This is a genomic window from Saccharopolyspora sp. NPDC000995, assembly GCF_053599315.1.
Window position 1 is genome coordinate 16,234 of record NZ_JBSFLZ010000032.1, and the last position, 26,344, is coordinate 42,577.

19 protein-coding genes and 1 pseudogene are annotated in these 26,344 nt (G+C 64.2%); 5 read left to right on the forward strand and 15 right to left on the reverse strand.

The features are described 5' to 3' along the window. Positions 1–181 precede the first annotated feature (181 nt). From ACWDKQ_RS13680 to ACWDKQ_RS13705, 6 genes and pseudogenes are all read right to left on the reverse strand, one after another. Positions 182–895 carry an IS630 family transposase gene (locus tag ACWDKQ_RS13680; protein ID WP_450139077.1) on the reverse strand — a complete coding sequence of 238 codons (714 nt, stop codon included), beginning with the start codon at positions 893–895 and terminating at the stop codon, positions 182–184. Between the two features lie 52 nt (positions 896–947). Next, positions 948–1,190: pseudogene (locus ACWDKQ_RS13685) on the reverse strand (winged helix-turn-helix domain-containing protein); the annotation flags it as partial. A 1,595-nt stretch (positions 1,191–2,785) separates the two neighbouring features. Further along, positions 2,786–4,075, reverse strand: coding sequence for a DUF1116 domain-containing protein (locus ACWDKQ_RS13690; RefSeq protein WP_450139078.1), 1,290 nt, complete (start codon positions 4,073–4,075; stop codon positions 2,786–2,788). Next, entirely contained in the window at positions 4,072–5,010 is a 939-nt protein-coding gene (locus ACWDKQ_RS13695) for an alpha/beta fold hydrolase (RefSeq protein WP_450139079.1), read from the reverse strand. The genes ACWDKQ_RS13690 and ACWDKQ_RS13695 overlap by 4 nt, the downstream gene beginning before the upstream one ends. Beyond that, the gene (locus tag ACWDKQ_RS13700) at positions 5,007–6,557 is read right to left on the reverse strand and encodes a sodium:solute symporter family protein (RefSeq protein WP_450139080.1); all 1,551 of its coding nucleotides are present in this window, start codon (positions 6,555–6,557) and stop codon (positions 5,007–5,009) included. Before ACWDKQ_RS13700 ends, ACWDKQ_RS13695 begins: the two co-directional genes overlap by 4 nt. Then, entirely contained in the window at positions 6,557–6,802 is a 246-nt protein-coding gene (locus ACWDKQ_RS13705; protein ID WP_450139081.1) for a hypothetical protein, read from the reverse strand. Before ACWDKQ_RS13705 ends, ACWDKQ_RS13700 begins: the two co-directional genes overlap by 1 nt. A gap of 282 nt (positions 6,803–7,084) precedes the next feature. Between ACWDKQ_RS13705 and ACWDKQ_RS13710 the strand changes: the two genes are divergently transcribed. Together ACWDKQ_RS13710 and ACWDKQ_RS13715 are read left to right on the forward strand one after the other, a co-directional pair. Continuing rightward, positions 7,085–8,347: an amidase gene (locus ACWDKQ_RS13710; protein ID WP_450139082.1), complete on the forward strand. Its 1,263-nt coding sequence runs from the start codon at positions 7,085–7,087 to the stop codon at positions 8,345–8,347. Between the two features lie 390 nt (positions 8,348–8,737). Continuing rightward, positions 8,738–11,050, forward strand: a complete 2,313-nt coding sequence (locus ACWDKQ_RS13715) for an ATP-binding protein (RefSeq protein ID WP_450139083.1) — start codon at positions 8,738–8,740, stop codon at positions 11,048–11,050. 285 nt (positions 11,051–11,335) lie between these two features. Here ACWDKQ_RS13715 and ACWDKQ_RS13720 read toward each other — a convergent pair whose 3' ends face one another. The 9 genes from ACWDKQ_RS13720 to ACWDKQ_RS13760 form a co-directional block, all read right to left on the reverse strand. Then, entirely contained in the window at positions 11,336–13,903 is a 2,568-nt protein-coding gene (locus ACWDKQ_RS13720; RefSeq protein ID WP_450139084.1) for a bifunctional FO biosynthesis protein CofGH, read from the reverse strand. Between the two features lie 145 nt (positions 13,904–14,048). Continuing rightward, positions 14,049–14,732, reverse strand: a complete 684-nt coding sequence (gene npdG / locus ACWDKQ_RS13725; protein ID WP_450139085.1) for an NADPH-dependent F420 reductase — start codon at positions 14,730–14,732, stop codon at positions 14,049–14,051. A 91-nt stretch (positions 14,733–14,823) separates the two neighbouring features. Beyond that, positions 14,824–15,648 carry a MaoC/PaaZ C-terminal domain-containing protein gene (locus tag ACWDKQ_RS13730; protein ID WP_450139086.1) on the reverse strand — a complete coding sequence of 275 codons (825 nt, stop codon included), beginning with the start codon at positions 15,646–15,648 and terminating at the stop codon, positions 14,824–14,826. A gap of 61 nt (positions 15,649–15,709) precedes the next feature. Then, positions 15,710–16,453 carry an enoyl-CoA hydratase/isomerase family protein gene (locus ACWDKQ_RS13735; RefSeq protein ID WP_450139087.1) on the reverse strand — a complete coding sequence of 248 codons (744 nt, stop codon included), beginning with the start codon at positions 16,451–16,453 and terminating at the stop codon, positions 15,710–15,712. Beyond that, a complete protein-coding gene (locus ACWDKQ_RS13740; protein WP_450139088.1) occupies positions 16,450–17,847 on the reverse strand; it encodes an amidase in 1,398 nt (465 codons plus the stop codon). Before ACWDKQ_RS13740 ends, ACWDKQ_RS13735 begins: the two co-directional genes overlap by 4 nt. Beyond that, positions 17,840–18,616, reverse strand: coding sequence for an SDR family NAD(P)-dependent oxidoreductase (locus ACWDKQ_RS13745; RefSeq protein WP_450139089.1), 777 nt, complete (start codon positions 18,614–18,616; stop codon positions 17,840–17,842). The genes ACWDKQ_RS13740 and ACWDKQ_RS13745 overlap by 8 nt, the downstream gene beginning before the upstream one ends. A 16-nt stretch (positions 18,617–18,632) precedes the next feature. Beyond that, positions 18,633–19,619 (reverse strand): LLM class flavin-dependent oxidoreductase, encoded by a 987-nt coding sequence (locus tag ACWDKQ_RS13750; protein ID WP_450139090.1) that lies wholly within the window; start codon positions 19,617–19,619, stop codon positions 18,633–18,635. A 22-nt stretch (positions 19,620–19,641) separates the two neighbouring features. Next, on the reverse strand, positions 19,642–20,463 hold the full coding sequence (locus tag ACWDKQ_RS13755) for an alpha/beta fold hydrolase (RefSeq protein WP_450139091.1): 822 nt from the start codon (positions 20,461–20,463) through the stop codon (positions 19,642–19,644). Continuing rightward, positions 20,460–21,977: an AMP-binding protein gene (locus ACWDKQ_RS13760; protein ID WP_450139092.1), complete on the reverse strand. Its 1,518-nt coding sequence runs from the start codon at positions 21,975–21,977 to the stop codon at positions 20,460–20,462. The genes ACWDKQ_RS13755 and ACWDKQ_RS13760 overlap by 4 nt, the downstream gene beginning before the upstream one ends. A gap of 362 nt (positions 21,978–22,339) precedes the next feature. Here ACWDKQ_RS13760 and ACWDKQ_RS13765 point away from each other — a divergent pair, with 362 nt between their 5' ends. The 3 genes from ACWDKQ_RS13765 (at position 22,340) to ACWDKQ_RS13775 (ending at position 26,173) form a co-directional block, all read left to right on the forward strand. Further along, positions 22,340–23,008, forward strand: a complete 669-nt coding sequence (locus ACWDKQ_RS13765; RefSeq protein ID WP_450139093.1) for a TetR/AcrR family transcriptional regulator — start codon at positions 22,340–22,342, stop codon at positions 23,006–23,008. A 374-nt stretch (positions 23,009–23,382) separates the two neighbouring features. Beyond that, positions 23,383–24,750, forward strand: coding sequence for an MFS transporter (locus ACWDKQ_RS13770; protein ID WP_450139094.1), 1,368 nt, complete (start codon positions 23,383–23,385; stop codon positions 24,748–24,750). A 223-nt stretch (positions 24,751–24,973) separates the two neighbouring features. Further along, the gene (locus ACWDKQ_RS13775) at positions 24,974–26,173 is read left to right on the forward strand and encodes an NAD(P)-dependent malic enzyme (protein WP_450139095.1); all 1,200 of its coding nucleotides are present in this window, start codon (positions 24,974–24,976) and stop codon (positions 26,171–26,173) included. Positions 26,174–26,344 lie beyond the last annotated feature (171 nt).

Consider the following 26,344-nt stretch of genomic DNA (forward strand, 5'->3'; position numbering starts at 1 on the left):
CCATCGTGAGGTGGGGTCTGAAGGGTTTGAGGCGAAACACCGAGCCGTAGCCGAAGATGGCGAACCGGTCGGCCCGATCCAGGTGATGCCGAGCCCGCACTATAGGGGTGAAGGAAGTACGGGCGAAACGCTGGATGGCGAACGCTGCCAGAGACACGCCTTTACGGTGAATACGGCCTGGTCAACCTTCTGCAACTGATTCCCAGCATGCGTGACTACTACCGCAAGAAGGGCTACATCCATTGAGAGCCGCTTGCGGGAAAACTGCACGAGCGGTTCGGCAGGGCGGGCGGAGGTAGCGGACCCCGGTCCGCAGCCTCCCCCGACCCGACACTGATCGAGCCGTGCGGACAACACAACCTGCGGTGATGGGAAGGGCCGCTACTTCGTCGATGCGTAGTGTCTGGCTTGGAGGGCTCGGTGAGTGTCCACAGTGACTAGTCCCGCCGTCGCGGGAAGTTCTCCCGCGGATCCGGTCCGTGCCTTCGACCGCTTTCACGTTGCCCCACACCATTTCCATCGGGTTGAGATCATGGGCGTAACCGGGCAACGGCTCGACGCGCAACCACCGCCGCTGGGTGGCCAGCCATGCCGTCATGCCCGCCGACCGATGTGCGGGCAGCCCGTCCCAGATCAACGTGACCGGTTGCCCGCCCAGATGCTCCCGCAGGTCGGTGAGGAACTCGATCAGCGATTCGGTGTTGTAGGCACCGTGTTTGGTCTGGAACACGAACGTGGCCTGGCTGCGGTCGGGCTGATAGGCCAGCACACCGGCCATCGACATCCGCTTCCAGGAGAACCGGTGGGTCAGCACCGGGGTCTGGCCACGCGGCGCCCAGGTAGCCCTCACCACTGGCAGCAGCGAGAACCCGCTCTCGTCCTGAAAGCAGATCACGGCTCCCCGGCGCCGGGCGCTTTTTTATGCGCGGCCACTCATTTTTCACCCACCTGTTGATGGCCTCATCGTCGCGTTCGACCGCGCGCCGGGCCGGGCGCTGTCTGCTCCAGCCCAGCCGCTCGCGCAGGATCGTCCAGGTCTGGGTGGTCGAGTACCGCACTCCGGTCACGTGTTCGATCACGTCGGCGACCCGCGCCAGCGTCCACATGTCGGTGCCGAACCCGGCTGCCTGCGGTCCCTGGGTGAGCGCGTCCGCCACCTCGGCCACCTGGTCGTCGGACAGCTTGGGCATCCGCCCGGCGCGACCAGCCCCGGCCAATGCCTGCCGGCCACCGGCCGTCACGCCTGGTGCCACCGGGAGGCGGTCTGTGCCGAGACCCCCAATTCCACCACCACATCGACCTGCCGCTTGCCACGGTTGAACATCTCCGCTGCCCGCATCCGGCGCTCTCGCAACGCCTCAAAATCGCGGCGGACAGCTACTTTCTTGCTGCTGCGGGATTTACGGTGTCCGCCTGCTGATCGTGAAGGTTCTGGCACGCCGCGATTGTCCCACCAGGCACGGGGAATCACCCGCAGCGACTCGCCCTATTACCAAAAGATCTTTAAGTGGTGGCTACCCCTGCCCGCACAGCACATCCCAACCCCAGCGTGCGCTTCGCCGCCAGAACCCAAGGCAGGAGCCCGGTGCACTAATTCCGCACGCCGGGATCTGCCCGCGGGCCGCCCGTGAGGGCGGCCCCTACCGGGATTACCTGCGAACCCGCCGAACATGGTGGTGGCTGTGGAGGTGGGGAAAAGGGGGCCGGCCAAGGGGAACACGGCCAGCGAAACACGTGCCGGGCGCAGTGCCGGAACCGACGTGTCCAGTGAGCTGGCTCGTGTGCGTGAAGTGGCACGACGGGACAAGGAGTTACGGTTCGCCTCGCTGCTGCCATGTCCAGGTCGACTCCGGCGGGCGTAGTGGGCGATTCGCCAACGGGCCGCGCCCGGGGTGGATGCAGCGACGTGGACCGAGTATGGGCAAGCCCTGGAGACCAACCTGCGGGATTTGCACGCTCGGGTGCATAGCAGTCGCTACCGGGCCAAGCCGAGCAGGCGCGCCTACATCCAGAAGGCGGACGGGCGACTACGGCCGCTGGGCACCGCCGCGCTGGAGGACAAGATCGTCCAGCGGAGCCGTCGTCGAGGTGCTGGGTGCCGTCTACGAGGCCGATTCCGGTGTTTCTCGTACGGGTTCGGCTCGGGCGGTCCCCACATGATGCGTTGGACGCGCTTGCGAGGGGGATCGGCAGGAAGCGGGTGAATTGGGTGCTGGACGCTGACATCCGTGATTTCTTCGGCCAGCTTGATCGGGCTTGGCTGCGGGGTTTCTGCGGCACCGGATCGTGGACACACGGGTCCTGCGGTTAATCGACAAGTGGTTGGCCGCGGGTGTCATCGAGAATGGGGAATGGTCGGCGACGCCAGGCAGGGTCATCGCAGGGGGCATCGGTATCACCGCTGCTTGCCAACGTTCACCTGCACTACGTTCTCGACCTGTGGGCCGACTGGTGGAGACGCCGCCGTGCGCACGGGACGTGATCACCGTGCGATGGGCTGACGACTTCGTCATCGGGTTCGAGCACGAACAGGATGCGCGGCGGTTCCTCCCTTCAGCACAGACAGCGATCACCACGGTACGGTTCCAGAGGAAGCATCGGCGAATCCCCCGGACAACGGGCGGTTACTAGCAAACGCCGATGCTTCCCCCATCTCCAGGCCATGATCACGCCGCCAGGCCGCACGCCCCCACAAAACTGCGAAACCTCAGGGAGGACCGGAGACAGAAGCAGGGTAACGAGCCAAGAGGGCGAAATAGTGTTCCGTCGTCTGTCCGGGGGGTGATCATGCGGTGAGCGCGGTGTCTGCTTCCCGGAAAGGTTCGATCGGGGCAATCAGGAGGCCGGCGCCAGCGTGACCGCCCTCGCGCAGGGCGGCACCCATGTGAATACGGGGCGTGATGCCCGTCCAGGCCACCAGCGAGGCATCGATACCGCATGGGACGCCTCGAAATCCCAGTGAGGGGACTTTCCATAGTGGATGTTCCGTGGCAGTGATGCGATACATTTCATTGGTGATATGCATCATCGCTTCGGCTGACCCGCCGCTGTAGTCCTGCAGTGAGAAGGCCGCGGCGGCTGCGAGCCCACCAAGGCCCACAGTTTCAGTGATCAGACTTTCGCCGCCCATGAACGCAGTGTCCTCCACGCGGAGTCCCTCGAACAGCTTCGCTCGGAGCTCAGGGATAGGCGCACGGAACCATCTATCGCCTGTGCCGGAGGTTCGTAGGGCAAATTGCTTCTCGTTGAGAGCCATGGCCGTCACGATGCTGCTGTGCGGGATGCCTGTGGCGGCATCGGCGATGCACTTTCCCGTGGCCATGGCGACGTGGAGGAAGAAGAGGTCGTTCTGACTGATGAATGCGAGCACCTCTCGGGTGTCGGCATCGGCACCGTTGGCCCCGAGGAGGGGGTCAACCAACTGCTGAAACAGGACTGCCGTGGCCGCGGTATTCCGGCTGTGAAGGTCGTCTCCCATGCCGAGAGCGCGACGGATGATCGGATTGATCCGCACACCACCCGTTTGCCTAAGGGCGGCGGACAGCCGAGGCGCGAGCACGCGACGGATCCACATCAGCCGGTCATGCACCGTGGCATTCCAGACTCCGTAGGTGAGCCGCTGTCGGTCGCTTCCTTCGTACAGGACGCAATGTCCGCGACGACCGGATGCCGCATCCTGCACCACCAAGACCGGCATGGAGGCCGAGGTGACGCCAGTTACTGAGCCGACGCAGCCGTGGTCATGGCAGGGTCGCACGAGAATTTCGCCAGCGTGCAACAACCGGTCCGCCTCATCGAGGGTTTCAGCCAGACCTTCAAAGAGTGCGGCCCCGAGGATTGCCCTCCGCTGACCTCCGGTGTACTCCCGCCATTCCATGGGCGCGCCTGACGTAAGGATCGTTCGTGGAGTCATTCCCGGCAATGCCTCAAGGGCGGGGGCCACGTTAACGAGCACCGGATCGACGGCGAGCATGGCCGATACCGCGGTCTCGTTGGCGCGCGACCGGAGATCGGCGCCGGCGTCCGTCAAGACAGGGCGTGCAGAGGTCCGGGCGGTGCGGGAAGCCGTGGTCATGCCCACCTCTTTACGAAGTCGAGGATGGCGCTGTCCACTTCGGCCGGCTTGGATGCGCTGAGGAAATGGTGTCCGTCTGGGATCACTTCGAGGCGGGCGTCGAGTGAGCGGGTGAACAATCCGATTTCCTCCTGCGCGTTCGCGACCGAGTACACCTGATCAGCGGAGCCGTGCAACCACAGCACCGGTGCGGTGACGTCGTCCAGCCGACCGTAGAGGCCGTCGCGATCGCGCAGATTGATCGTGCAGAGGCGTAGCCGGTGGCGGCCTTCGTCTCCGGCGAAGTTTTGTCGGTAGGTTGTGAGCCAGAACCGGCGCTCCGTCGATGACAGCCCGCCTAGCGCGGCGTCAAAGGTGTCGTCAACGAACTGGTCGGGCACGACCCAGTCGTCGTCTACAGGCTTGGTGAAGGCGTCGATGAAAGGCGTGCAGAATGCGGGGGCATCCCAACATCCCAGGTCTCGGCTGCGCTGGCTTTCGACATCGAACGAGGTGCCGAGTGGGATCAGGCCCTGCACGACGTCGGGCGCCAGCAGCGCCATGCGAGTGGCAATCCATCCGCCCTGAGAAGTTCCCAATACGAACGCTTCCCCGATGCCCAGCGCAGATAGCACTTGAAGGTTGGCGATTGCGCTATCCCAGTAAGTGAAGTGGGGGTAGGTGGCCCGTGTGCGACCGTGCCCGTAGGGCTCCAACGCGAGCAAGTTGACCGCGGCGTTGAGATCCGGGTCGGCATACTGGGGCCGGTACAGCTCTGCCGAGGTGGTGTAGGAATTGATCAGCACCAACGTTGGGAGCGTCGGATCGTACGGCCTTCCGAAGGTGACTCCGATCGACGATCCGCCGAGATGCGGGACGTCGACGGTTTCATCAACTCTGCTCATGACGTGCCTTTCTGTTGTGGCAAGGAGGGTTGGGGCGGATGTGGCGCTCATACGGCGTCCACAACGGCGTCCGGCACGGCGTCGGGCTCGCGAACCGAAGCGGAGGGCGGGGTGGAACCGCTCTTGGCCGCAAGGAAGAGCTGGTCGACCCGATTCATCTCAGCTTTGCTGCTGGGCCACACCAGACTCGCGACCACGAAGACGACCAAGTTTGCGGCTAGTCCGACCAGCCCCGACGCCAGTCCGCCGAGCCAAGGCACGGCGCCGCCGATGTCCATATAGGGCAGCGTCAGGGCCAGTGCGACAACGGCTCCAACAATCAGACCCGAGATGGCACCGGCGCGATTTCCTCGACGCCAGACGAGCCCACCGAAAATCGGCACGGCGAGCTGGATGATCGCCTGATAAGCGAGCTGCGTAACTCCGGCCAGGTTCGGCGAGTCATAGATCTGGTATGCGATGACCGCGGCGATTACGGCAAAGCCGGCCATGGCACCCTTCGCGAGGTAGAGCTCCTGCTTGTCTTTCAGCGGGCGAATCACACCGACGATGTCGTTCGCGAACTGCGTGCCGATGGCCTGCGTCACGCCGTCAACGAATCCCATGCCAGCGGCGAAGACGATGACCAGTGCGCAGGCGAGAAGCGCGATGCCGCCGGCGTCCTGGGCTACGGCGAAGAAGGCCAACACGGGCTGTTCGGCCGCCAGTGGAAGCGGCGCGGCGCACAGGGCGACGAGCATCAGCAAGACGAAGAATACGAAGCCGATGATCATCGTCTGCAGCGAACCCTTCTTGACCTCACGCACGCTCGCGGCAGTGTAGATGCGGGTGAAGATCATCGGCCAGCACAGGGAGCCGATGATGCCGGCAGCAACGATTCCGAAGTAGAACAGTCCGCCCTCGTGAGCTTCAAAGCCTGGCAGACTGAGCTGTGTCTCGGTCAGCTGGCTGAGGTTGCCCAGCCCGCCGAAGTAGAAGATCAGGAGGCCCAGGCACAAGACGGCCGCGCCGACATACGCGACGATGCCCTGCACCATGTCTGTGACGATGAGGCCGCGCATGCCCATCTGCACGGTCCAGAACTGCCGGATCACAAGCACGACGATGCCAATAAGGATCGATTCGGCAGCCGACAGGTTGCCCAGCGACGCCCACTGGATGACGGTGCCCATCGCAATCAGGCCGAGGATAAGCCAAGGAAGCAGGGCAATCACGCTGATGATACTCGAGACCAGCTTGAGTTTCGGGCTGTTGTAACGCAGCGCGAGCAGATCGGACTGCGTACGCAGGTCGAACTGCTTGCCCCACTTCCATACCGGTCGGGCGATGAAGTACATCGCCAGTACGCCGAGCACGGAGTACACGAGGAAGTACAGTCCGATGATTCCGCTCGCGACAGCCAGGCCGAACACTGCGGTGAAGGTCGAACCGGGCCACCATGAGTTGGTGTAGGCCATCGAGACGAACCAGCTCGAGAACGAGCGGTCGCCGACGGCGTAGTTGCTGAAGGTAGAAACGTCCCGCCGACTCTTGGCGACGTGCAGCACCACGACGATGAGGGCGAAGAACAAGGCGAGTGCGCCAAACGTGATGAGCATCAGTCCATCGCTTTCTGCCGGCGCTCGACGACCCGCAGGGCGTAGGTCAAGGCGATCGCTGCCGCTGACACCAGGAGCATGTACCAGATCGACACCGGGATCCCGGCGATTGGTTCGTGATTCTGCGTGGCGCCGATGTACACGGTGGGCACGAGGGCCACCGCATAGACCAGAGCGAACAGTATCCCCAGGACCCGCTGTGCTGTGTTCTTTCTATTGTCATGATTTTTTTGGATGCTCGCCATGGACCTTCACCTCGCCTACTTCGTCGTAAACGTCGACAGAATGTCGCTCACCGATCGTAGAAAGCGCTGCGGGAGTCGAGACATCCGTCAGCTGACGTATTTCTCCTCGAAGATGCCTGGAGGGGTGCCGCAGGATCCAGCCGACTGAGTACAGTCGCCGCGTCGCGTGCCACGTACGCGCGCACCGAAGGAGCTAACGTGCCATCATCCTTGGGAGTCGAACCGAGCCCGCACCTCCCCGGGTATTCCGCTGACGCTGATGTTGCTGGCCTCGCCGCCGCGTTGCGGTCCGGACGTCTTTCCGCAGTCGACCTCACGGAAACCGCGATCGGCGAAGCGACGCGTTGGCAGCCGGCGATTAATGCCTTCGTTGCACTCGACGAATCGGGCGCTCGCGCCGCAGCGGTCGTCGCGTCCCGAGAGCTGGCTAACGGCGTGGACCGTGGTCCGCTACACGGCATCCCGATCGCGGTGAAGGACATGATTCACGTGCAGGGTTTGCCGACGACCGCAGGATCCCGGCATCTGACTGCTCACGTCGCTCAGCGCGATGCGGAGTGTGTCCGGCGGTTACGCGCCGCGGGCGCAGTGGTGATCGGCAAGACCACGACGCACGAGTTCGCGAACGGTCCGACAGGCGATCGCTCCGCCACCGGAGCCACACGCAATCCACACGCCCTGGAACGCATGGCAGGCGGATCGAGTAGCGGCTCCGCCGCCGCGGTGGCGGCCGGCATCGTGCCCCTGGCGCTCGGCACGGATACCGGCGGCTCAGCGCGGATCCCGGCGGCGTTTTGCGGTATTTTCGGGCTAAGGCCGACTCACGGCGCTCTCAGCACCGACGGTGTCCTGCCACTGGCTCCGTCCCTCGACACCATCGGCCTGCTCGCTAGATTCCCCGAGGACGTGAGCGCGCTCTGGACCGCGCTGACCGGTGAGGCGCGAACGCCCACACGACGGCCGCTCGTCGGCTGGATCCCGCCCGACTCCGTGCATCCGACCGCGCCCGAGATCGCACATGCGGCACGCGAATTCGCTGACGTCCTTGTTGCCGAGGAGGTCGTCGTGCCCGAGGCAGACGAGCTTCGGTCCGCCTACCGTGTCATCCAGGGACGCGAGGCCTTTGCCGAGCACGCGGAGCGGCTAAGTCGCGCGCCCGAGTTGTACGACCCAGAAGTGCACGACCGCCTCCATGCCGGCGGTACCGTGACCGCGACCGAATACGACGTCGCCCTCTCGGTACGCGATCGCGTGCGCGAGCGAGCGCTCGCTCTGCTCCGACGCTTCGATCTGCTCGCTTTGCCGACAGTGCCCCTTCTCCCGCCGCTCATCGACCAGCGTGTAGGCGAGGTGCGCGGCGCGCCGGTTGACGTGCGAACGGCGCTTCTGGCACTTACGAGCCCGTGGAGTGTGCTGGGTCTGCCGGCGATCTCAGTTCCCGTGCCCAGCAGCGACGGGATCCCGATGGCGCTGCAGCTCGTCGGGCCGCCGGGGGCCGAAGTCGAGTTGATCGGGGCCGCTGCCCGGCTAGTCCCAAGGCCGTGAAGTTTTGCGGTGCGTCGACGCATCGGCGCGTCGTCGCTCGAGCATCGTCGCCGCCATTCGCCGCCGCAAGGGCGTATCGATGCGGGCGGGGCAGATCGAGTTGACTGTGACTCGCGGTGCCAGTTTGAACGAGAGGGTCTTGGAGAAGGCCAAAGGTCGCGCCCTCGCCTTGCGTCATGCCTGGTCAACGAACCGCCGCAGCCCTCACATCGACTTTGCACACGCCTTGGGCCAAGCAGCCTGGCCAAGAACAACACCTGAAACGATCGCGTGGCTCGACCACATTGCGACCACGAACCGCCCACAACGAAACCAATGGTTCGACCTTAACCAGGATGCCCCGCGGGCCAGGGTGACAACGCAGGCTTTCCCGCCTAGTCTACGGTCGTGGTGGCGGCAACACCCGTCTACAACTTTCCTCCCGCGCCGTCAGCCGAGCTAACGAGCTTTGTCTCGCGTCGGGCGGAGGTAAATGACGTCAAGCGCAAGCTGTCAAGCTCCAGGGTTGTCACATTGACGGGTGTCGGAGGCGTCGGCAAAACACGCTTGGCGACACGGGTCGCCTGGCAGGTGCGCCGCACCTTTACGGACGGGGTCTGGCTGGTCGACCTCGCCGCTTTAAAAGACGCGGGACTTCTCGCTCAAGCGGTCGTGACGGCTCTAGGACTGCGTGATCAAGCCATACGATGGACCCCGGAGACACTCGCCCAGCACGTAGCAGACCGGCACCTTCTCCTTGTGTTCGACAATTGTGAGCACCTTATAACGGGGTGCGCCGACCTCGTGGCTACCCTCCTGCGAGCCTGCCCGAACCTCCGCGTCATGGCCACCAGCCGACAACCGCTCGGGATCAGTGGCGAGCATATCCTGCCCGTACCCCCACTAACCTTCCCCGACGCGGAGACGACCGTTCCCAGGCGCAGATTCATGAACTTTGCGGCAGTGCAACTGTTTGTGGACCGTGCGGCGGCGGTGGTCCCGGACTTCACGATCGACGATCGCAATGCGTCAGCCATCTCCGGGATATGCCGACGGCTCGACGGAATTCCCCTCGCTATCGAACTTGCCGCCAACAAGGTCCGCGTGCTCTCGCCGGAACAGGTGCTCCGTCACCTGGATGATCGGTTCGGGCTGCTCACGTCCGGCGATCGCGCGGCCCTACCGCGTCAACAAACTCTTCGCGCGCTCATTGACTGGAGCTTCGAGCTATGTACCGAGAAGGAAAAGCTCCTCTGGGCACGATCCTCAGTCTTCGCCGGCAGCTTCGATTTGGAGGCAGCCGAGCAGATCTGCGCCGACGACAGCCTGACCAGTACAGAGGTACTGAACGCGCTCACCGGGCTGATCGAGAAGTCCATTTTGGTCAGAGAGAAGGACCCGGACCACGCACGTTACCGTCTGTTGGAGACAACCCGCCAGTACGGTCGAGAGATCCTGCGCCGAACGGGACAGGAAACAACATGGCGCAGGCGGCACCGTGACTGGTGCCAACAGTTAGCCGAGCAGATGCGGGATCACTGGTTCGAACCGGACCAGGCCGACTGGTCCCACCGAGTGCGTCGAGAACATGGCAACATCCGCGCGGCCCTCGAATTCTGCCTTGCCGAGGACGGTGAGAGTCCTAACGGCATGCGGTTGGCCGATGCTCTCCGCGAGTACTGGAGAGTAAGCGGTTTCACAAGTGAGGGCAGATGGTGGTTCGATCGGCTGCTCGCACAGCGCGACGGTACGAACATTCTCCGGCTCAACAATCTTGGGGCTGCGAGCTACCTGGCACTTCTGCAGAGCGATGTGAACACAGCGACACGTTTCATCGCGAAAGGTCGGCAGCTTGCCAGTGCACTTGAAACAAGCGCTGCCGTACCAGCGCTGACATTGTCCGAGGCATTGGTCGCGATGTTGCGCCATGACTTCCAGCATGGAAACGCGCTGTGCGAGCAGGGCATCATCGAATTCCGGCGGACACGGGACTTGCCGCGCTTGTCTCACGCACTGACCCTGCTCGGCGTTTGCCTGTCGTTTCTTGGCGAAGCCGATCGAGCCACGGCTTGCTGGAAAGATCTGCTCGCACTCTGCGAAGAACATGGCGAGAAATGGCGCCGGTCGTACGCGCTCTGGGGCCTAGGTGTGGAGGCATGGCGCCAGGGTGACTACAAACAGGCCGAAGAGTTGGAGCGGAACAGCTTGGCGTTGCAACGCGACTTTCGCGACCAGATCTGCATGGGGCTCTGTCTGGAGGCATTAGCCTGGATCGCGGCGACCGACGGTCGTTGCGAGGAAGCGGCCAGACTGTTCGGAATGGCAGAGGCGATCCATCGAGAATCTGGTGGGCCGTTGTTCGTTTACTTCATCCGATATCACGACGAGTGTGCCGATCGGGTACGACGCGCGCTCGGCGATCGGGCTTACGAGGACGCTATTGACCAAGGCGCGAGCCTGACGCTGGAACAGGCCGTAGACGAGGTGCTCGGCGCGTCTAAAATGACAGCAGTGCTGTCGGCTGAGCCCATGGCCCGGCTTACCCCACGCGAGCGCGAGATCGCCGAACTGATCGCACAAGGCATGAGCAACAGGGAAATTGCCGAGACTCTCGTGATTGCCCGGAGGACAGCCGAGGCCCACGTCGAACACATTCTTGTCAAACTTGGGTTCACCTCTCGAGCCAAGATCGCGGCGTGGTTCCAGAAGGAGCAGTCAACTTAATGATCTAGTGTCCACAACGGACGGCCAAACCGTTGCCACTCAACCGGGACCAGCACACTCCCAGCAAAGGCGGGGATTTGCCTGAGCCAGGATGTCTCGCGCGCTCTGATACCAAGCCGCGGTCCGTACTCCGAGCCCGAATTTCTCAGCGTCGACGAAGTCTCGACACCGCGGCCGTTCTGGTCGCGGCGGATCGAAGCGCCGCGGTCACCGATGCGAGTGCGCTGGGGGCATCAGGAGGCGTCATCTGGTCGGAACTTCCTTGATTTCGGGCCTTGGGAGACATCAAGGTGTCCGTTTCGGCATTTCTGCGGTGTTCGGCGGCGTTGAGTAAGTGGTGGTGCGCTGAACGAGAGGCCGTCCCGCACGCGCGGCGATGTCGGCGAGTTGGTCGGCGGTGCGTGCCGAACCGTGTGTGGAGCCAGCCATCCGGCTGATGGTCTCCTCCATGAGAGTGCCGCCGAGATCGTCGGCGCCGCCTTGCAGGATCTTGGCGGTGAGTTCGTCGCCGAGTTTGACCCACGAACATTGAATGTGGTCGATGCGGCGGTGCAAGGCTAAGCGCGCGAATGCGTGCACCGCGCGGTTGTCGCGCACGGTTGGCCCCGGGCGCGCAATTCCGCCCAGGTAAATGGGCGCATTGCGATGTATGAATGGCAGTGCGACGAACTCGGTGAAGCCAGCGTTGCCGTGCTCGTGGGCGAGGTCCTGCACCTCGGCGAGGGTCCGTAGATGCGCCAGCCAGTGGGTGGGGTGGTCCACGTGGCCGTACATCATCGTAGAGCTGGACGGGATGCCGAGCCGATGCGCTGTGGTGATTACTTCGACCCACGTCGAGGCGGGCAGTTTGCCCTTGGTGAGGATCCATCGCACGTCGTCGTCCAGGATTTCCGCTGCCGTGCCGGGCATGGAATCCAGGCCCGCTTCACGCAGGCCCGTCAGCCATTCCTCGATGCTCACGCCGGCCTTCGCGGCAGCGGTGACCACTTCCATGGGGCTGAAAGCGTGGACGTGCATCGACGGGACTCTTGACTTGACTGCACGGATGAGGTCGAGGTAACCCGACACAGGCATCGCGGGATCGATGCCGCCTTGCATGCAGACCTCGGTGGCGCCTCGCTCGGCTGCTTCGGCAGCGCGGTCGGCGACCTCTATGGCCGAAAGCCTGAAGGCGTCGGCATCACGCTCGCGCTGCGCGAACGCGCAGAACCGGCATCCGACGTAACAGATGTTGGAGAAGTTGATGTTGCGATTGACGACGTAGGTGACATTGTCTCCTACCACCTGGGCACGATAGCCGTCAGCGAGAGTGCACAGCGCTTCGAGGGCGTCACCGTCGGCGGTCAGCAGTGCCATCGCCTCGTCAGTGTGCGACGGATCCAGAAGCGAGGCCGGTTTGAGTTCGGCTCGACGCAGCGCCGCTGAGGCCGTCGTGTCGGTTGCCGTGGCAAGGTGCGCGAGCCGTCTCGTTTCAGGTGATGCGGAGATCGCTTGGGGCCGCAGTTCTTCCCAGGCACCGTAGACGGAATCGAAGTCGCTGCGGCGGTCGGCGGTGCGGCCCACCGTGTCGATCGTGGTTTCCAGGTCGGTACGTCCGGTCGATTCCCAGCCACCGTCGGGTTCCTGCCACGGCCGTCCAACTGGGAGCGCATCGTTGGCGAGCCCGTTTTGAGCGGCCAACGCAGCGACGTGGGGAGCCACGCGCGGGTCGATCCATGGTGCCCCCGCCTGCGCGTAGCGCGGGTAGAGGGTCAATCTCGGGGAGAGGCTGAATCCTGCCGCGGCGGTGACCTCGCGCAGGTTCTCCAGCGCCGGCCAGGGCCGCTCCGGGTTGACGTGATCTGGGGTAACCGGCGAGAGACCGCCCCAGTCGTCGATTCCGGCGCGCAGCAGCAGTGCCTGGTCTCGATGGACGCTGTCGCAGTTGGCTTCGCCGGTTTCCCCGGCGAGGTTGGGCGGAGCCTGGATGCTGACTCCCGGTGGCAGAATGAGTCGGGCTACAGCCACCGCCGCGATGAACTCGTCGAAATCGACTTCCGGTGCGCCGCGCATTGCGGTGTCCGGCTTGGCGCGGAAATTCTGGACGATGACCTCTTGGAGGTGGCCGTATCGCCGAGTCGCCGACCGCAGTGCGAGCAGCGATTCCGCGCGTTCGGTGAAGTCCTCCCCAATACCGACGAGGATTCCCGAGGTGAACGGGATCGCGAGCCTGCCCGCATCGTCTATCACCCTCAGCCGTGCGACGGGGTCTTTGTCCGGCGATCCGTGATGGGGACCGCCGGGGCGGGTCAGCCGCGTGGAGGTCGACTCCAGCATCATCCCCATCGACGGTGCGACCGGCCTGCATCGCGCGAGTTCCTCCCAACTCATCACTCCGGGGTTGAGGTGCGGGAGCAATCCGGTCTCTTCGAGAACTGCCACCGCACACGCGCGGAGATAGTCGATGGTGGAGCCGTAGCCGCGGGCGCCGAGCCAGTCACGAGCTGCTTGCCAGCGTCGCTCTGGGCGGTCACCGAGCGTGAAAAGCGCCTCGAGGCAGCCTTGTGCGGCGCCGGCTCGGGCGATTTCCACGACCTCCTCGCGTTCGAGGAACGCGGCAGGAAGTCGGTGCGGAACGGTGGCGAAAGTGCAGTAGTGGCAGCGGTCGCGACACAGCCGGGTCAACGGCACGAAGACCTTCGGGCTGTAGGTGATCAAGCCTGCTCGACCTTCGGACTCCAGATGCGCATCGCGTCGGGACGCCGCAACACGTAGCAGTCTCGCCAAGTCCTCGTCGCGGGCGGCAAGCAGCGTTGCGGTCTCGATGACGTCCAAGTTCGCCGCGTTTTCGGCCCGCCGCAGTGCGCGCCGCATCGCAGAACTCGATGGCTGCGCACTGCGCTGATCGGCTGCCGAGGCGGTCGTCACTCGAGAATCGCGCTTCACGGCTGGTATCTCCTCAAGTCTGTTTGTGCCTGGCAGAAGGTCTCCGTCTTCGCTTCGGCTACGCCACAGGGGGTCAGGCTGATCGTTTTGCTTCTGGAAGGCCGGCGATGGAGATTCCCGAACGCACCTTGTGGCGGCTGTTGATCGAGATCAACACCGCGGTCAGCGGTTCGAGCTGACGAGCCAGACGCAGCGGTCCGACGTCCACGCCCGGTCTGCCGGTCACGACCCGGGCGATTTCCTGGGTGACGCGTTTGGCTTCCTGGTCATCGCCGCAGACGAGCACGTCCTCGTGGCCCGCACTCGCCTTTTCACTCCACAGCGTGCCGGCGGATACATGGTGGAAGGCGCCGACGACCCGACTGTCCGGTAGCAAGACGGCAGCCTGCTCAGCGGCACTGCCCTCGGGTACTTCAAGTCCATAGGGCCCTTGCTCGTCGAAACCGAGTGGATTCACACAGCTGATCACGATCTTGCCGGCCAGTTGCTGCCGCAGCTCCTCAAGGAGTTCCGCGTGACCGTCCCACGGAACGGCGATGAGGACAACATCGCACTTTTCGACCGCTTTCGCATTGGTACACCCCGAAACTGCCGGGTTGCGAGCTGTTCGTGAATTGATCTCGTCGGCTGCCTGCGAGGCCTTGTCCGGGGATCGCGACCCCAGGATGACTTGATGGCCTCCTCGGGAAAATCGGTAGCCGAGCCCTTTGCCCTGCGGGCCAGTGCCGCCAACAATTCCAATGCTGGGATTTCGCATAGTGTACCTCTTTGATCTGGATCTCGATTCTGATTCTCCTGACCCTGCTCGCGCTTCGCGATGATCGAGAACCGTGATGGATGGGGCCGGGTCAATCCGCACTTCCTCCGAAAGCGGCACGACCATGGCTGATCACCCTGGCTTCACCAGCGAGTGCTTCGAAGCCGATGGGGTCCTCATTCGGTTCGGCGGCAAGACGTAGCGTGCTTCCCGGAAGAAAAGGGGAGGCGAACCGAGCCTCGATCATGGTCAGATCGCAGGGATGTGCTTCGGCGGCCTCGGCCAGCATGCGAGCAACGATTCCAAGAGTGCATAGTCCGTGCAGGATAGGCCTGGCAAAACCGTATTCTGCTGCAACTTCCGGGTCAATGTGGACAGGATGGCGGTCGCCGGTGAGGCGGTATAGTACGGCCAACTCATGGCTTGTCGAGTACTCGCCGCGCCACGATGTCCTCGTCTCATGACGGTGCTCGGTCGCCGGACCACGTTCCCCGCCCCAGCCCCCGGCGCCAGGGATCAAGATCGAGTACACGGCGGTGAATTGCGGACAGCTGACCTCGATGTCGACGATGGCGGCTTTCTTCTTATCCCAGACCGCTGCGACCCGCCCATGCAATTCGAGCGTGCATGAGGAAGGTAGCGGGGCATGCACCTCAAGTCGCTGTGCCGCGTGGAGGGAGCGCAGTCGGTCGTACGCGCCAAGACTGCCCGCAGCCTCCACTGCCCAGAGACCGAGCGCGAGGCCATAGGTCGGCAGAACTCGCAACCGGCGTTCGTACACGAGGTCCAGATCAGTGGCGCGGGCCCCTACAGCTATCGCATAGAGGATGGCGTCGGCCTCGGAGTACTCGACAGTTCGAGTACCGAGGTCGTAGTCCACGAGATGGGGGAGTTCCGGCAAGTTCGTCGTGTTCATCGTGGTAACGACCGCCAATCTGCGAGAAGTAACGTACGAGCACAGGCCTGGCAGCCAGGACTCAGGCGTGCTGGCGGCGGGCTGCGGCGACCGCGTTTCGACGCTCGGCAGAGTCGAGCAATTGCGCTCGGACGCGCCGCCAACGTTGCATGTCGACGCTGCCGTCGTCGAGTTCGGACAGCAATTCCTTCGTCCGCGCAAGGGCTTCTGCAGGAACTTGATCGAACCTTCCCGCGATCTCAGTCGCCCTCGTGAGGGTCTCGCCTCGGGGAACCACCTCGTTGATCAGACCTGCGTGAGCTGCCGCCGTCGCCGTGAATCGCTCCCCGAGCACAAGCAATCGGGTCAACGTATCCCGGGGGAGCGTGCGGTGTAGTCGTGCGATCGAGAGGGGGTTGTAGAGGATTCCCATACGCACGGAGGGAAGTTGCAGCCAGGCGTCAGCTCCAGCAACCCGGATGTCGCATGCCAGGGCGATCTCTAGCCCTGCGCCGATGCACGGTCCTTCGACAGCAGCCAAGACGGGGACGGAGGTTGCCCGGATTGCCGCCACGGTTTCTTCCAGATCGTCGTCGAACGACAGATCAGCAGCTGTTCCTGTCAGGTCCGAGAAGTCCGCGCCTGCACTGAACACCCCACCGCCGCCGCTAAGCACGACAGCGTCAGCCCCACCGGATGGGGCATCGGTGAACGCTTCGCGCAACTGGGCGAGAACGTCGCGGGACAGGGCGTTGCGGCGTTGCGGCACCACGATGGACACGAAGTGCACGCCGTTGGTGCTGTTCTGAATCACCTGTCCGCTCATTGGACTGCTCCGCTGACAGGTGACGGCTGCGACCAGCGGGCGACAACGCTCGATGTGTCGAACCCGATCGCGGTCTCCAGTTCTTCCGCAAGGTCGAGCAAGACCTGTTCGCGGTACGGCGCGGCTGCGAGCTGAACGCCGATCGGAAGCCCACCGGCCTGCCCATAGGGGATGGTAATGGCGGGCGTGCCCGCCACGTTGAATGGAGCGGTGAATGGGAAGGCGCCCCACAAAGCGCCCACCGGCCGACCGTCGATGGAGTGAGGCCGGTTCCCGAGTGGGAATGCCGGAACCGCGTTCGTCGGGGTGAGCACAATGTCGAACTCTTCGAACAGGCTCGCCATTCGGCGGCGGTAGCCAACCAATTCCTGATGAGCGGCCTCGACCGTGGCCGGGTGCATCTTGCGCGCCGCCGCCAGTGATGCGACCTCGTAGTCGGTGAGCTGAGAGCTCGCAGCGGACATGAGGTGTCCGCGTTCGCGATGCTCGTCGTCCAGCACGAGCGGGCCGAAAATCCCCTGCCAACCGGAGATTGGCAGCTCTCGTTGCTGCAAGTGGTGTCCTGCGGCCCGCAGCAGGTCCGCCACACGAGCCACCGCCTGGGCGACATCGCGGTCGACCGGGCGGTTCTCCGGGGCAGGACACCACGCGATCCGCAGGCCCTGCGGTGCGGGGCGTCGTTGAAATGCATGGTCGGCGAGCACGCTGAGCACGATTCGCGCGTCGTCGACTCGCCAAGCAAGCGGTCCTGGACTCACGAAGTCGGTCATTGCTCGGAACCCATGTTCGTCCGGGCACAGCCCCCGAGTGGGCTTGAGCCCTACCAGTCCGCAGAACGCGGCCGGGATGCGCACGGAGCCGCCGCCGTCGGAACCTACTGCGACGTTCGCCATCCCTGCCGCCACTGACGCAGCGGCACCTCCGCTCGACCCGCCGGGAGTGCGCGTGGTGTCCCATGGGTTGGCCGTATCTGCCCCGAGCAGGTTGTCCGTCGTGGCCGACTGGCCGAACTCCGCGGTATTGGTTTTGCCTGTGAACACCGCGCCGGCTGCACGTAGGCGCCGTACTACTCCCGAGTCGCGCTTGGCGACTTGTCCGCGGTGCAGGAGTGAACCCAGCGTCGTTTCGACGCCCTGCATGTGGAAAGCGTCCTTGATGGACAAGGGAACACCGAGTAGTGGTCCCGTTTCGCCATCGCGGTACGCCTCCGCCGCCCGTGCCGCTTGTTCACGGGCCACCTCGTGGGTCACCGTGATGTAAGCGTGCAACTGGTCGTCGATGCCCTCGATGCGGTCAAACACATCATCGATGACCTCGGTCGGGCTCAGCGACCGATCGCGAAATGCCCGGATAAGGCGGCGAATCGGCCAATACGCCGGCGAGACCTCAGGCATGAGGGAACACACCTCCACTCACCCCGTACACCTCTCCGGTGACATACCCGGACTCCGGTCCAGCGAGGAACGACACGAGTGCGGCGACATCCGTGGGCTGGCCGACTCGGCCGACGAGCGAACGCTTTTCCGCATAGCCTTCGAAAAAGCTGTCCGGATAGATCTTGCGGAGGAAATCGTTGTAGATCAGTCCGGGAGCGACCGCGTTGACGCGGATGCCGTGCCGGCCATTCTCCGCGGCCGCCACCCGGGTCAACGCCAGTACGCCGGCTTTGGCGGCCGAGTACGCCGCGCCGTGTTCGGTGCTGGCCTCCCAGGCTGCGATGGAGCTGATGTTTACGATCGCGCCCTCGCCTTGCTCGATCATGTGCGGCAGGGCGAAGCGCATGGCGTAGAAGGATCCGTTGAGGTCGACATCCAGGCAGCGGTGCCAGGTGTCGACGTCCATCTCGGCCACAGGCTCGATCTTGCTCCAGCCAGCGTTGTTCACCAGCACGTCCAGACGGCCTCGCTGCTCGACGACGGCGCCCATGACGTCCTCGACGGCCTTCGAGTCGGTCACGTCGAGCTCGCGTGCCAGGAAAGGTCTCCCGTACTCCGAACTCAGCTGGTCAGCGAGTTGTTTGCCGCGGCGCTCGTGCACATCGGTGATGACGACGTCGAATCCGTCTGCCGCCAGTCGGCGCGCCACAGCGGCCCCGATTCCGGCTCCCGCAGCAGCCGTGACGACTGCGACCTTGCGAATCTCCATGGTGATCCTGCTTCCCATCGCGTCTCGTCCGGGGTTAGGCGTTGGCACGCGTCACAGCTGGAATCACGCGCTGCGCCAACTGCTCCAGGCGCCGGCGCCGACCACCGGAGAGCAGCGCAAAGGTGATCCGGTCGATGTCCAGGGAAGCGAGTTCACGTAGTCGCTGGATGCAGCGCTCTTCGGTCCCCACCAGCGCTACCGAACGGACGAAATCGTCGCTGACCAACTGCTTGTGGCCGGCGCGCAGCGACAGGTGATCGACGAGGTGGTAGCCCTGGTTGGCCGCCGAGAATTCCGGCCGGAACCGCTCCCACGCCGGTGGCATGTGCTTCCACACATCAAAGGTGGCGGCCTGGCTAGTAGCCCACGCCCGGACATCCCCTAACGCCTTCTCCTCGTCGTCGTCGATGCTCATCGTCACGACGAGGTCGATCAGCAGTTCTGAGCGATCGCGGCCGGCCTTATCCAAACCTTCGTAGATGTAGTCCAGCTGCCACTGGCAGAACTCGGGATCGGCGGCACCCATCAAGATCGCGCCATCGCACACCTCACCGGACAGCCGCAGCATGCCGGGCTGTGAGACGGCGAGGTAGATCGGGATCTGCCGCCTGGCGGTGGCCAGGTTCAGTCGTGTCCCGTAGAGATCGACCTTCTCGCCGGTGAACAGCTGCCGGAATTCCTCGATTCCACGTCGCAGGTCACCGAGCTTGGAAGGCTGTCCACCGGCTCCGTAGACGGCCGACCAACCCGCGCCGAGCCCGAGCATCGCGTGTCCATCGGAGAGCTCGTCCAGTGCTGCGGTCGCATTCGCCGTCACCGTCGGGTGGCGGGTGACCAAGTTGGTCACGGCTGAACCGATGTGCATGCGCTCGGTGGCCAGCGCGGCGATGTTCATCGCGGCGTAGACGTCCTTCATCCCGAGCTGGAAGTCGATGAACCACATCGCTTCGAAACCGCTCGCTTCCGCTGCTGTTGCCAGGTCTCCGACATTGCGCAGCGGCTCGCGCGGGCTAACTCCCATGGATAAACCCCATCGATCCATGTCAGCTCATCCTTTCCAGTGCGGTTCGCACGACGTTGGTCACCCCGGAGGGGTTGTCGATGTTCATGAGGTGGCCCGCCGCCGGTATTTCCTGGTAGGTAGCGCTTGGAAGAGCTTCTGCGATGATGTCGGCGGCTTTTCGCGGGCAAAACGTGTCCCCGTCAGCACCAACGATTTCGACGGGACAACGCACTGCGGCCAGTACGGGTGTCAGCGGGTTCTCGCGCAAGGAGGCCATGGCGCTCGCTGCGTTGATGTAGCCTGCCCCGCTGCCGATCGCGGACAAGCGCTGCGCGGTGATCGCCGCGACGTCCACGGACGGATCGGTTATGGCAGCGGCGGTATCCTCGTGCAGGGCTTCGACGATCTGGTCCTTGTCACCGGAGCGGGCTAGGTGGATGCGGTCGGCGTAGAAGGCGGCTGCTGCACGACCGACAACGGTCGACGTACCGAGCACGATGGCCCCGGTTACGAGGTCGGGACGTTCGGCGGCTGCGGCGAGCACGAGTGTCCCGCCAAGGGAGAATCCCACGCACAGTGCAGGCCCGGAAATCTTATCGAGGAACGCGATCAGGTCATCACGAAGCTGCGAGACGCTGCCATCGGCGTAGCCGAGCGACGTACCACCGTGCCCGCGCAAGTCGTAGGCAAACGTCCGAAACCCGGTGAGATCGTGCTGTTGGCGCTGCCAGGTGGTGTGGTCCTCGGCCAGACCGTGGACGAGCACCACGGAAGGGCCGTCTCCGGCGCGCCGATAACGCACGTCGATATCGGTGAGACGAACTGCGCCCGCATTGCCCGATGCCGTTGGTTGCGCACTCATGGCAACTCCCTTCTGACTCGTTCCCGCAGATCGGCCTTGCGGATCTTGCCGACAGCGGTCTGCGGCATGTCGTCGACCACGTGCAAATGTTCGGGCCATAGGCGTTGCGGCACTTCGCAGTCACGCAGCCAGTCCAACAACTCGCTCAGAGTAGGCGGATCGCCGGCAGCGGTGATGACCGCGCAAATGCGCTCGCCGAGCCGCTCGTCGGGGATGCCGATCACCGCGACCCGGTGCACGCGCGGATTCGTGGACAGCGCGTTCTCCACAGGCACCGGGGAAATGTTCACCCCGCCCCGGATGATCAAGTCCTTCAGTCGGCCGGTGATCTTTAGGTAGCGGTCCTGCCCGACCCGCGCTAGGTCTCCGGTGCGCAAGAAGCCATCCTCGGTAAGCGACTCGCGATAGAGATCGTCCTGGCCGAGGTACCCGACGAACACGCCTGGCCCACGCATCGCAAGTTCCCCCTCGACCCCGGGCTCTGTGGGCGCACCGCTGGTGTCCAACGTGCGCAGTTGCAGCCCGGGCAAGCCCACGCCGGCTGTGTTGGCAATGCGTTCTGCTGGATCGCCGGGCAGATTCGTGGTCACACCACCCTCGGTCATCCCCCAGAGCGCGCTGACGAAGGTCTCCGGTGAACAGGCGGTCGCCGCATCCAGGAGTGCCGGAGGCACGGGGGAACCTCCGCAGAGGAATGTTTTCATGCCCCCAAACTTGTTGCGATCGTCCGGGCCAGCTTCGATGAGGTCTTTCAAGAATGGTGTTGCTGCAGCGGTAAACGCGCACTTCTCACGTTCGATCAGAGCCAGGGCATGTTCGGGATCCCACCGCTGCTGCAGCAGGAGGGGGGCACCGGTGAACAGGGACAGGCGTGCGCCATGCCAGGCGCCGACACTGTGGCCCAACGGAGATGCCATGAAGATCGGCTCATCGCGGCCGATTCGGAAACGTTCGGCAAACCCCTGATTCACTGCGCCCAGAGTGCCCTCGGTGTGTACTACGGCCTTCGGTTTGCCGGTTGTGCTCGACGTGAACATCAAGTGGGCCATCCCGTCCGGGGCATGTGGGGCCGCAGGACGTTCACCGCGCACGTGTTCCCAGATTTGCGCCTCGTCATCGCCGAGGAGCAAGACGGTCACGTCGATCCCGGCTGTGCGAGCTACCGCCACGATTTCGTCGCCGAGTGCACGAGAGCGGTGTCGGACCGGGGCCACGATCCCGCGGGCGCTGACGAGTTCGCAGAGGTACCCGAGGGTCGCGGCATCAGTCGTCAGTGGAACGGTCGCCGGTACAGCGCCCAGCCGGAGGCAGGCTAGGAAGACCGTCTGCCATTGCGATCGGTTCGGCATGCACTCGATCACAACATCCCCCGGCCGGAGCCCGCGCCGTGACATTTCGCCGGCGAGGCGGCCGGCTTCCTGCCAGAGCTGGCGGCGCGTGAGCGCCGCTCCGCCGTCATCTTTAACGGCCAGCCTCTCGGGCCCGCTGGCCACAAGTCGTTCGAAGCGGGTCAACAGCGTTTCCCCGGACCACCCTGCTCGGCGACCGACATCCTTAGGCGGCGAGGGCGTGCTGCTCGGCCGAATATGCTGCGATGTATCGCTCATCGATTCCCCTCCTTGCTGAGCGTCGGACGTGGGGATCAAGGCAAGGACGCTGACCTGCTGTCGAGCGGTGCGCGTCATGTCGTTGACCTCATCCTGGGATGGCCTCACGGCGAAGTCAAGATAGCGACGTCGCTTTTTTTCGAGGGGTATGTCGCTTCCTGGAGCCCGTCGTCGTAAGATGACTTGGAGTCGCAGTGCCGTGACCGGCGCTGCGGGCTTTACCCGTGAGAGTGCCACCGCACCCGAACTGGAGGTAGTCCGTGCCAGCAATGCCTACGACCCCGAAAGGCAAGCGGACGCGGACGCAGATCATCGAGGCTTCCCGCCGAGTCTTTGCCCGGGACGGCTACGTGGGAGCAACGATGAGCCGGATCGCCGAAGAGGCGGGCGTCTCGCTGGGGGGCCTCTACCGGTACTTCACCAATAAGGAAGACGTTTTTGAGGCGCTCGTCGGTGACATTCACGAAGAGCTGTACCAGGCGAGCGGCACCACCGAGCACAGCTTCCGGAACACGCCCTTCGATGCGCTCCTCGACGCCAACCGTGGGTACCTTGAGCACTACCACGCCAACCGGGACGTGATGCGGGCCTTAATCGAAGCGGCGAACGTCGATGCCCGGTTTCGGGGGTTCTGGTGGAACATGCGCAACCGGCATATCGATCGGTTCGTCGAGGCGCTGCGTGTTCAGCACAACATCAACCAGATCGGTGGTCGGCCGGCCCAGTTGGTCGCGGAGGCGGCCGCATGCATGGTTGAGCAGTGCGCCTATGTTTGGTACGCCCAGGAGCAGGTCCGTCAGCAGGCCGTATCGCTGGACGACGCGGCCCTGATCGTGACTCAGGGCTGGTACGGCATGTTCTTCGGACCCGCACAGCCTGCTGCGCAAGGTGCGCTGCAGGTGGATCACAGCCCCCGTTCCGCACAAGCGCCCAACTAGAAGCTCGATCAGTTCGCCTGGAGCGCTGCCCAAGCGGCTTTCAGCTGCCGGGTAGTCCCTATGCTGTCCAGTTTCGCTGGGTGCGAGCCCGCTGCCCAGGCCGCTCGTCGATGGCAGTCGTGTCGACGTCGTGAGCAGCGGCGCAGGTCGCGGGCGGGCGACTACGGACGCAAGAAGGGGTTTTTAAAAAAAGCGATATCACCCTCTTGACGCACCTGCGCTCCCGCCACAAACTAAGCATCACGTTTGGGTGGGCCCTCGGGCCTACAAATTCTTCGCATGGCCCGGAAGCCGACTGATCCGCTGACGAAAGAAGTGGTCAACGCGGTGGGCCCACGTAGATCTTCTTTGCATCTTCAACTTGCGAGGTGCCCATGGCAGATGAAAGCCATCTCCCTGTCGTCGATACGGATACGCCAGCCGTCACGCTGGCGACAGCACCTGGTGGACCGCACGGACACGCCAAGAAAGCGCTGATCGGTGCCTGGTTCGGCTTCTTTGTCGATTTGTTCGACATTTACCTGCCAGTCGTGGCGCTGGCTCCGGCGATCGGATATTTTATTCACGCCGATCTCGGCGCCAGCGGCATAACCATGGTCAGCGGGATGATTTTTGCTGCAACCCTGATCGGTCGTCCGATTGGCGCGATGATCTTCGGTTGGCTGGCTGATACAGCTGGCCGCAAACGCACGACAGTCATCGCGCTCAGCGGCGCTGGGGTGGCGACGCTGACGCTTGCCCTATTGCCCGGCTATCAGCAAATCGGCATCACCAGCCTGGTCCTCTTCATCGGAATCCGGCTGCTCGGGGGCGTCTTTCTCGGCGGCGTGTACACCGGAGCCAATCCGTTGGCTATGGAAGCGGCGCCGCGGGAGAAGCGCGGTCTGTACGGCGGGATCATCAATACTGGCTTCCCATTGGCCTATGTCGCCGTCTCGTTGATCACCCTTGTCCTCCTCTTTTTGATTCCGTCAGGAGGGTCGGGATCGGACTACGCGCAATGGGGATGGCGGATCCCGTTCGTCATCGGTGGACTGCTGACATTCGCAATGGTCGTGTACTACGTGCGATCGGTGCATGAGCCCGAAGCATTCGCCTCGAACCGGGACAAAAAGTCCTCGCCGATCAAGCAGCTGTTCGCGGGCGACAACGCCAAATCATTCGGGCAGGTTTTCCTGCTCATGACGGGCTTCTGGCTCTCACTTCAGCCGGTCGCCGCGGCGCTGCCGATCCTGCTGGGCGATAAAGGTGTCGGGCTGTCAAGTCGCACGACCACCGTCGTTCTGGTCATCGCGTACCTCTTGCTCGCGCCGGTGGACGTCGTGGCAGCCGTGGTGAGTCAGCGAGTCGGTCGACGACGTTTTCTTATCTGGGCATCGACGCTCATGGCTACCTTCGCAACCATTCTGTACTTTCTCCTTGTGAGCTTTGCGGCAGACAGCACTACCTGGGCTGTCGTCACGAGTATGTTGATCGTTTTCCTCGTGGTGGGACCGTGGGGCGTGCTGCCAGCTTACCTGAACGAGCGATTCCCCACCTCGGTCCGTGCAACCGGTTACGGCCTCGCGTACAGTCTTTCCGTAGTAGCTCCATCATTCTACGCCTTTTACCAGGCCGGGTTGAGCAGTTTCATCCCATTCAATTACACCGGCGGTGTTCTGATTTTCGCCGGTGCGCTCCTCATCTTGTTCGGCGCGGTAGCCGGTCCAGAGACAAGGGACCTCGATTTCGACGAAATCTGAGGGCGTACCGCGCAGCGCGCTCCATAGCATCGGTCACCACGTCGAGACACGCTTGGATGCGGACAGTTTGAGAAGCCGCGTCGGTGCGAGCTGAATTTCCCCACTGCATGCGGCTCGCACCGCTTTTCGAAAGAATTCTGAGGAAATGATGGTCGCCCGCCGACTGCTGGCCGCCAGCGCCGTAACGACGCATGAGAACAGCAAGGGCGACAGGAGGGACGCCGTGACCACCGTGAACGACAGCACCGCGAGCGGAGTCGGTGCCGAATTGACCAACGAGGAGATCTTCGCGGCGCACGAGGGCGGCAAGCTCGCCGTCGGAGTGACCGCGCCGCTGGATTCCGCGCGGGATCTGTCGATCGCTTACACCCCGGGCGTGGCGCAGGTCAGCCGCGCAATCGCCAGCGACCCGGCGCTGGCCGACCGCTACACCTGGACGCAACGGCTGGTGGCCGTGGTCAGCGACGGCACGGCGGTGCTCGGCCTGGGCGACATCGGGCCGCGGGCCTCCCTGCCGGTGATGGAGGGCAAGTCGGCGCTGTTCAAGACCTTCGCCGGACTCGACTCGATCCCGCTGGTGCTGGACACCACCGACGTCGACGAGATCGTGGAGACCCTGGTCCGGCTGCGCCCGTCGTTCGGCGCGGTCAACCTGGAGGACATCTCCGCGCCGCGCTGCTTCGAGCTGGAGCGCCGGGTCGCCGAGGCGCTGGACTGCCCGGTCATGCACGACGACCAGCACGGCACCGCAGTGGTCGTGCTGGCCGCGTTGCGCAACGCCGCCAAGGTCGTCGATCGGGAGCTGGGTTCGCTGCGGGTGGTGATCTCCGGCGCGGGCGCGGCCGGTGTGGCCTGCGCGAAGATCCTGCACACCGCGGGTGTCGAGGACATCATCGTGCTCGACTCGCGGGGGGTGGTCCACTCCGCGCGGGACGGCCTGACGCCGATCAAGCAGGAACTGGCCGAGTTCACCAACCCGCGCGGCATCACCGGCGGGCCCGCGGAGGCGCTGCGCGGCGCCGACGTGGTGATCGGGGTCTCGGTCGGGCAGCTCTCGGAGGAGTTCGTGGCGACGATGTCCGGCGAGGCCATCGTGTTCGCGCTCTCCAACCCGGACCCGGAGATCCACCCGGACATCGCGCGGCGGCACGCCAAGGTGGTCGCCACCGGTCGCAGTGATTTCCCGAACCAGATCAACAACGTGCTGGCTTTCCCCGGCATCTTCAAGGGAGCGCTGGACGTCGGGGCGCGCGAGATCACCGACGGCATGAAGGTCGCAGCGGCCGAGGCGATCGCGGCGGTCGCCGCCGACGACCTCAGCGCGGACCACATCGTGCCCAGCCCGCTGGACCCGCGGGTGGCGCCGGAGGTCAGCGCCGCGGTCGCGAAGGCGGCGCGAGCCGACGACGTCGCCACCGTTTGACGGCAACCCATCCTCCGGGATCGCGACATGAGCCGAAAGTTGCGGCGCAACGAGCGTCCGCACGATAACGGTTGATACGACGCGGGTATGGCCCGGGTGATCGTCGATCCTTAGAGGACAGCTGATCTAGATAGATGGTGTTTTATCCGTTTCAATTGCTCCTGGTAACTT

Bases quoted from the DNA above. Each gene is read 5' to 3' on its own strand.
- ACWDKQ_RS13690 (WP_450139078.1), bottom strand. From the start codon at position 4,075: ATGACCACGGCTTCCCGCACCGCCCGGACCTCTGCACGCCCTGTCTTG.
- ACWDKQ_RS13695 (WP_450139079.1), bottom strand. From the start codon at position 5,010: ATGAGCGCCACATCCGCCCCAACCCTCCTTGCCACAACAGAAAGGCAC.
- ACWDKQ_RS13700 (WP_450139080.1), bottom strand. From the start codon at position 6,557: ATGCTCATCACGTTTGGCGCACTCGCCTTGTTCTTCGCCCTCATCGTC.
- ACWDKQ_RS13705 (WP_450139081.1), bottom strand. From the start codon at position 6,802: ATGGCGAGCATCCAAAAAAATCATGACAATAGAAAGAACACAGCACAG.
- ACWDKQ_RS13720 (WP_450139084.1), bottom strand. From the start codon at position 13,903: ATGCGGCGCGCACTGCGGCGGGCCGAAAACGCGGCGAACTTGGACGTC.
- npdG (WP_450139085.1), bottom strand. From the start codon at position 14,732: ATGCGAAATCCCAGCATTGGAATTGTTGGCGGCACTGGCCCGCAGGGC.
- ACWDKQ_RS13730 (WP_450139086.1), bottom strand. From the start codon at position 15,648: ATGAACACGACGAACTTGCCGGAACTCCCCCATCTCGTGGACTACGAC.
- ACWDKQ_RS13735 (WP_450139087.1), bottom strand. From the start codon at position 16,453: ATGAGCGGACAGGTGATTCAGAACAGCACCAACGGCGTGCACTTCGTG.
- ACWDKQ_RS13740 (WP_450139088.1), bottom strand. From the start codon at position 17,847: ATGCCTGAGGTCTCGCCGGCGTATTGGCCGATTCGCCGCCTTATCCGG.
- ACWDKQ_RS13745 (WP_450139089.1), bottom strand. From the start codon at position 18,616: ATGGGAAGCAGGATCACCATGGAGATTCGCAAGGTCGCAGTCGTCACG.
- ACWDKQ_RS13750 (WP_450139090.1), bottom strand. From the start codon at position 19,619: ATGGGAGTTAGCCCGCGCGAGCCGCTGCGCAATGTCGGAGACCTGGCA.
- ACWDKQ_RS13755 (WP_450139091.1), bottom strand. From the start codon at position 20,463: ATGAGTGCGCAACCAACGGCATCGGGCAATGCGGGCGCAGTTCGTCTC.
- ACWDKQ_RS13765 (WP_450139093.1), top strand. From the start codon at position 22,340: ATGCCTACGACCCCGAAAGGCAAGCGGACGCGGACGCAGATCATCGAG.
- ACWDKQ_RS13770 (WP_450139094.1), top strand. From the start codon at position 23,383: ATGGCAGATGAAAGCCATCTCCCTGTCGTCGATACGGATACGCCAGCC.